The sequence below is a fragment of the Nocardia seriolae NBRC 15557 genome (assembly GCF_007990715.1).
GTDB lineage: Bacteria > Actinomycetota > Actinomycetes > Mycobacteriales > Mycobacteriaceae > Nocardia > Nocardia seriolae.
The window spans coordinates 1-6,496 of record NZ_BJWY01000210.1 but is presented as its reverse complement, the minus strand read 5'-3'; the positions used below and the strand labels follow the sequence as shown (position 1 = coordinate 6,496).

Here is a 6,496-nt window from a genome sequence, read left to right as displayed (position 1 = left end):
CGAGGCCGTAATTCCACATGGCATGGGCTACAATAAGTTTCTGAAATCGAAAATCGAAAATCGAAAATCGAAACGCGGGAAGCGGGAAGCGGTTTTCGGTTTGTCTCCCGACTGGCTGTTGCACGAGGGCGAGGTGGTGGCCGATCTCATCGTCCTCTCGCACGCCGAGCAATTCGATCGCCTGGTGGCCGATTGCCCGCAGGCGGCACCCAATGCCGTTGTGGCGGGCGACATCTGCTTCGATCGATTGCGGGCCAGCCGTCCCCTGCGAGCCAGTTATCGACGCGCCCTGGGGCTTTCCGCACCGCAGAAACTGGTGGTGATCTCCTCCACCTGGGGTCCCGAATCATTGATCGCGGTCGCCCCGGATATTCCGGCTCGGCTCGCGCGTGAACTGCCGGTCGACGAATTCCGGATCATGATCGCGCCGCACCCCAATATCCGTTCCGAACATTCGGCCTGGCAGGTCCGGGAGTATCTCGCCGCCACGCGCCGCGCCGGGGTGAGCGTGCCCGAGGATGTGGACGCCTGGCAGTCCGCGATCGTCGCGGCGGATCTGGTGGTGGGTGATCACGGGTCGGTGCCGTTCTACTCCACGGCCCTGGGCAATCCCCTACTGCTGGCGACCGCGCCCGAGCACACGGTCGACCCGCGCTCGCCGATCGCACGATTGCTGCGCGCCGCACCGCGACTCGACCCTTCGATCGGATTCGAGGAGCAGGTCCGCGCCGCGATCGACGGCCATGATCCCGCCCGATACGCCGCCATCACGGCCCTGACGACCTCCGAACCCGATGCGAGCGCGGCACTGCTGCGCTCGGCGCTCTACGGCGTCATGGGCTCGAGCGAGCCCGACGAGCCGCCATTCTTGTCGGCGCTGCCGCTCCCCGCTCACCGACTCGACGGCCCCGCTTCGCATCTGGTGCTGACCGAACTCGGAACCGATCGCACCGCCCGCGTTCTGCGGTATCCGGCCGAACGGCTGCGCTCCGGTATCGCGACACCACGCGGCGCGCATCTGGCGGTGGGGACGCGGGAGCCGCGTCAGAATTGGCTCGAGCTGGCGGACATCCTCATCGGCGAACCCGGTCCCGGCACCTCGCAGTGGATCACCGAAACGCTTGCGAGCCTGCCGGGCTGCGCCTTCGCGGCCGCGCCGGTGGATGCGCACGGCTGGCTGATCGGCGACGCCGAGGGCTCCCGGCTTCGGGTATCGGGCAGCGAGCAGGCGTGCCGGTTGTTCGCGTCGGTGGCCTACCAGTTGCAGGTGACCGGTGCCGAACACGAAGCCGCCCTGGGTGAGTGGACGATCGAATGCGGCGGCCAGGACCATCGAGTGCTGGTCGAATCGCCCGCTCCCGATCAGGCCGACGGTAGCCCCTCCAGCTCGGTCCGGCAGCGTTGCGCGAGTTCGCCGAAGCCCAGCTGCTCGTAGAGTTCCAGGGCCCGTCGGTAATTCGAGCGAGCGCTCGCCGCATCCGCGCGGGCCAGTGACACCGCGCCGAGGGCAGCGAAGATCTCGGCCATGTCGAAACCGCGACCGCGGTCGGTCATCACCTCGAGGGCGTAGCCCAGATCCTCCGCGGCGCTGTCGAGTTCACCTCGATCGGCGCGCTTGCGGCCGCGCCAGTAGCGGACCTTCGCGAGGTTCTCGGTTTCGTCGGCGGGTTCGGCGGCGAACCCGGTGGCGGCCCGCTCGAGCAGGGGCAGCGCGACCGCGGGTACCTCGGCCTTGGCGCGATGGAAGGCCGCCAGCGTGAGCCGGCGCGGGTCGCCGATGGCGCGCGCCAGATTCGCGTTGCGGCGCAGCAGCCCCCGTGCCTCGGGCACCCGTTCCTGGGCGAGTCGGGTGAGGCCGAGACCTTCCAGCGCGGTCGCCTCCAGATCCTGCCGGTCGGCCGTGCGCACCCCGTCGTCGAATTCGGTGGCCGCGGAATCCAATTCGCGCAGCCAGTAGTGGGCGAAGCCGAGCTGGGTGTGCAGCAGGCTCTCGACCGACCGGTTGCCGTGACGCCTCGCGGCGGCGATGCCCAGTCGATGCAGGGCGCGCAGATCGGCGGTGAACTTCTCCTTCTCGTGGAAGGGCCACAGCAGCACACACCAGCGCATCACCAGCTCGTCCGAACCGACATCGGCGGCGTGGTCGGCGGCCGCGCGCACCGCGATCCGCTCGGCGCGCAGCCACTCCCGCGCGCTCGCCGCGTCCTCGAAAACTCCCGGGGCCGTGTCGAGTTCGGGAAACAGCAGGGCCCGCCACGGCCGGGAGGGTGCCAGCAGCGCGTCGGCCGCGCAGAGGTGCCGGTCGTAGTGGTGCAGGAGTCGTCGTTCCGCGGCCACGCGATCGTCGGTCGGCTCATCCAGGTCCCGGGCGTGTGCGCGCACCAGTTCCCGCGTGGTGAAGCGCCCGCCATCGTGCGGGACATCCCGGTCGGTCCGGCGGGGCTCGATCAGGTGCGACTCGGCGAGTTCGATGAGCGTCTCGGCGGCCTCGTATTCCGGCATCTCCAGCGCCGCCGCAAGGGCGGGTGCGCTGATCACGCCGCCGTGCGCCCGCAGCCCGAGCGCCCGGTAGCCGCGCCGGGCCGGTTCGGACAGCGCGCGATAGGCGGCACCGAACACCATGTCCATGGGCATCAGCGTGCGTCGGCGGCGCTCGTCACGCAATCGTTCCACGGTCTCGGCCAAGGGATTCCGGGTCCGCAGCGCCGCCCGGCGGATCATGGGCGCGACAATGGTGACGGCCATCGGCAGGCCCTCGCACAGCCCCACGATCGCGGCGGCCGCCTCTGGTTCGGCGGCGAGCAGGTCCGCGCCGACGCTGCCGCTCAGCATGTCCCGGGTGGCGTCCGCGTCCAGCGGTTCGACCACGATCAAGGGCACCTCGGCCGACTCCGCCGAAGCCACCGGCCGCGCCTCGGTCACCAAGGTCAGCGAGGAGCCGGGTCCCGGCCGCAGCGCCCGTACCTGCTGGGCCGAGACCACGCCGTCGAGCAGCAGGACGTATGACCGCCCCGCGGTCAGTGCCTGGAATCGTTGCTGGCGGGCTCCCGGCCGATCAGGTATATCCGATTCCCGTAATCCCAAACCCAACAAGGCTTTCCCCAGCATTTCACCGATGCTGTCGGCCGGGTCGACCGCTCCGGAGAACTCGAGGAACAGTCCGCCGTCGGGGTAGTAGCCGCGCAGCCGATGCGCGAGTTCGATACCCGCGGCAGTCTTTCCGGAGCCGGGCGCGCCCGTCAGCACCACCGTCTGATTCCCCGCGCCCGTGGCGAGCACCCGCCCGCTCACCTCGCTCAGCAGTTTCGCCTGGTTGACGAAGCGCGGATTGCGTTCCGGCAGCATCGAACTCGATATCCCATCGATCATAGCGCACCCCCATCAACGCTCCGCATAGTACAGTGCGCAACACCCACCGGCAGCGGTGTCGAGTCCGGAAAGACGGTCGCATGAGGATACGCCCGAGCCTGTTGCCGATCGGGTTGCGGCTCGCCGGTGCCGCGGCGGCCGCCCTGTATCTGCTGTACCAGCTGCCGATCTGGCTGGCCCGCGACGAGCTGCGCGACCTGGACGCCAAGGACCGGCTGGCCGCGGCCGCCGCCCTGCGCGGTCAGTTCGTCCCCGTCCTCAGCGCCGGGCTGGCGCTCGTCGGTGTCGTGTACACGGCTCGAAAATACTTCCTGGACCGCGACAAGCAGACCATCGACCGCTTCAATACGGCCGTGTCCCACCTGGATTCGGACAATCCGGTGACCAGGGCCGGTGGCGTCTGGGCGCTCGAGGGCATCATGGCCGACTCACCCCGCGATCGCGACCGCTGCCGTCGCACTCTCGCCTACTACGTGCGCGAACACACCCGAACCGGCGGATCGGGGACCGACGGTCCGCCGGGCGATATCGCGGCCGCCCTCGACGTGCTGCGCAACGCCCGCCTCGCCGCGGGCGGCGGCGCAGCGCCCCTGGATCTTGCGGGCCTGCGGGTTCCGCGCGCCGACCTGCACGCAATGCCCTGGGCCGCAGCCCAACTCACGCGCGCCGATCTCACCGGCGCGCACGCCCGGGGCATCGATCTCACGGGCGCGGACCTCGAACAGGCCACGCTCATAGACGCCGACCTGCGCGACGCGAACCTCACCGCCGCCAACCTCCGGGGCGTCCGGCTCGGTGGCGCGGATCTGCGCGGTGCCGATCTGCGCCGGGCCATCGGGTGTACCCGGGACCAGCTCGCCGTGGCGCGCACCGACCCGGGCACCCGATTGCCCGCCGACCTGGAACCCTGATCCGGTTCCGGGGCAGGTTGCCGCTCAGGCTCCCGCAGCCAGTCGCAGCACGACGGCCCCGGCAATGATCGAGGCGAAGGCGACAAGCTTCGCCACGGTGATCTTCTCCTTGTAGATCAGCGCCCCCAGCACCACGGTGCCGATGGATCCGATCCCGGTCCAAATGGTGTATCCGACACCGACATCCAGCGTGCGCAGCGCCAGGCTCAGCGTGAAGATCCCGCCCGCGGCCGCGAGCAGGGTGAATACCGACGGCCACAGCCGGGTGAAGCCCTTGGTCGCGTTGGTGCCCAGCGCGAAGGCGATCTCGAAGACGGCGGCGACCCGCAGGTAGATCCAGGACATGACGATGCTCCTCGAAAAATATTCGTGCGAAAGAGATTTCAGGCGGCGAGCCGGTCGCCGCGGTTCGCCGTCAGCTTGTCGGCGATCTCGAGTCCGAGCACTCCCCCGATGATCAGGACGAAGGCCACCGCCTTCGCAAGCGTGAGGGCCTCGTGGAAGACCACCGATCCGAACACCACGGTGCCGACCGACCCGATACCGGTCCACACGGTGTACCCGACGCCGACATCCAGCGATTTCAGTGCCAGGCTCAGGAAGAAGATGCCCCCGGCCGCCGCGGCGGCGGTGAGCAGCGACGGCCCCAGCACGGTGAATCCGTGCGTGGCATTGGTCGCCAGGGCGAAGACGACTTCGAAGACGGACGCGATGAGCAGGTAGACCCAGGCCATGGGAATCGATCCCCTCGGTAGTTGTATGTATATGCAAGTACTTCGGTACGAGAAAGAGCATGCATGTACATGTAAACTCGTGTCAAGGCCGGGTCGCGGACGTCCCATCCCGGTGGCCCGTCATTTCGAGGAGTGGATCGATGTCATCGCAGGCTGCGGCCACGCAGGTCAATTCCGATGTCGCCCTGTGGAATCGAATGCTGGTGCTGCACGCGCACGTGGAGAACCGGCTCTCGACCGCCCTGCAGCGGCGGCACGGTCTGGGGCTCTCGGAGTACCGGGCCCTGAGCTTCCTCGATCAGGCCGAGAACGACGAGCTGCGCATGCAGGAATTGGCCGACAAGCTGGGCCTCAATCAGAGTTCGGTGACCCGGCTGGTCGGTCGTCTCAACGCGGCCGAGTTCACCTATCGCGACCTGTGCCCGGATGACAAGCGCGGCGTCTACACGGTGATCACCGACGCGGGCCGCACCCGCTACCAGCAGGCCCGCGCCACCTACGACGACACCCTCACCGCCGCGCTCGACGAGATCGCGGCCACCGACCCGGCCATCGCCGCGCTCCTCACCCCCGCCCGGCGTCAGGACTGATCGAGGTCCAGCGAGGCCAGGATGTCTGCCGCGCGGTCGACGAACAGCAGATGACCCGCGCCGGGCACCAGGTGCAGGCGGCTGTGCGGGAGGGCCGCGGCCAGGCGGCGGGCGTCGTCGACGGGGACATTGCCGTCGGTGTCACCGTGCCAGATCTGTACGGGCACAGTCACATCCGCGAGTTCGAAGCCCCAGTCGCGGGTGAAGACCAGGCGGATGTCGGTGGCGAAGCCGCGGCTGCCCTGCTCGAAACTGCGGCGCAGATTGGCCTCGAGCTTGGCGGTCAGTTCCGCATCACCCTCGACGCGTTCCCGGTCGACGGCCGCCATCTGCGCTACCAGCCCGGCGACGCCCTTGTGCCTGCGGATCACGATCGACATCTCCACGGCCATCGGATGCACCAGAAAAGGCACCCGCCGCAACACATTCAGGCCCCGTCGGCGGCGGCGCGCCACCGGATCCAGCTCCGCCGCGTCGGCCTGCTCGCCGACCGGCGCGGGCGCGGACACCAGCGCGACCCCGCGCACCCGCTGCGGCAGCCCGGCCGCGATGGCCAGCGCGTACGGCCCGCCGCCGCTCACGCCGATCACACCGAATCGCGCGAACCCCAGCCGATCCGCGAGCTCGGTCACCGTATCGACCCAGTCCGCCACCCGCTCCCCCGCGGGCAGCGACGACTCGGCCATCCCCGGCCGGTCCACGGCCACCACCCGGACCCCGGCGGCGGCCCCGGCTTCATCGAAAGCCTCACCCTCCAAATGTGTTCCGGGAACGCCGTGGCAATACAGCACCGGCGTTCCGTCCCCCGCACCGTACTCGCCATAACTCACCCGGCAGTGCGGCAAAGCAATCGTTCGCGACGCGGCAGCACTCACCCCGCCCACCCTAGTAC

At 69.3% G+C, this 6,496-nt stretch carries 7 protein-coding genes; 3 read left to right on the top strand and 4 right to left on the bottom strand.

What is annotated here, in order from left to right:
* Positions 1-100 precede the first annotated feature (100 nt).
* The gene (locus NS2_RS34720) at positions 101-1,435 is read left to right on the top strand and encodes a hypothetical protein (protein WP_052087089.1); all 1,335 of its coding nucleotides are present in this window, start codon (positions 101-103) and stop codon (positions 1,433-1,435) included.
* Here NS2_RS34720 and NS2_RS34715 read toward each other — a convergent pair.
* The gene (locus NS2_RS34715; RefSeq protein ID WP_081986476.1) at positions 1,363-3,369 is read right to left on the bottom strand and encodes an NB-ARC domain-containing protein; all 2,007 of its coding nucleotides are present in this window, start codon (positions 3,367-3,369) and stop codon (positions 1,363-1,365) included. The genes NS2_RS34720 and NS2_RS34715 overlap by 73 nt on opposite strands.
* Before the next feature lie 80 nt (positions 3,370-3,449).
* On the opposite strand from NS2_RS34715, the gene NS2_RS34710 reads away from it, so the two are divergent.
* Positions 3,450-4,280, top strand: a complete 831-nt coding sequence (locus NS2_RS34710) for a pentapeptide repeat-containing protein (protein WP_081986474.1) — start codon at positions 3,450-3,452, stop codon at positions 4,278-4,280.
* A 24-nt stretch (positions 4,281-4,304) separates the two neighbouring features.
* On the opposite strand, the gene NS2_RS34705 is transcribed toward NS2_RS34710, so the two are convergent.
* The gene (locus NS2_RS34705) at positions 4,305-4,625 is read right to left on the bottom strand and encodes a DMT family transporter (protein WP_033091586.1); all 321 of its coding nucleotides are present in this window, start codon (positions 4,623-4,625) and stop codon (positions 4,305-4,307) included.
* A 38-nt stretch (positions 4,626-4,663) separates the two neighbouring features.
* The gene (locus NS2_RS34700; RefSeq protein WP_033091585.1) at positions 4,664-5,014 is read right to left on the bottom strand and encodes a DMT family transporter; all 351 of its coding nucleotides are present in this window, start codon (positions 5,012-5,014) and stop codon (positions 4,664-4,666) included.
* 140 nt (positions 5,015-5,154) lie between these two features.
* Between NS2_RS34700 and NS2_RS34695 the strand changes: the two genes are divergently transcribed.
* Entirely contained in the window at positions 5,155-5,604 is a 450-nt protein-coding gene (locus NS2_RS34695; protein ID WP_033091584.1) for a MarR family winged helix-turn-helix transcriptional regulator, read from the top strand.
* Here NS2_RS34695 and NS2_RS34690 read toward each other — a convergent pair.
* Entirely contained in the window at positions 5,595-6,434 is an 840-nt protein-coding gene (locus tag NS2_RS34690; RefSeq protein WP_071811907.1) for an alpha/beta fold hydrolase, read from the bottom strand. The genes NS2_RS34695 and NS2_RS34690 overlap by 10 nt on opposite strands.
* Between the last annotated feature and the right edge of the window lie 62 nt (positions 6,435-6,496).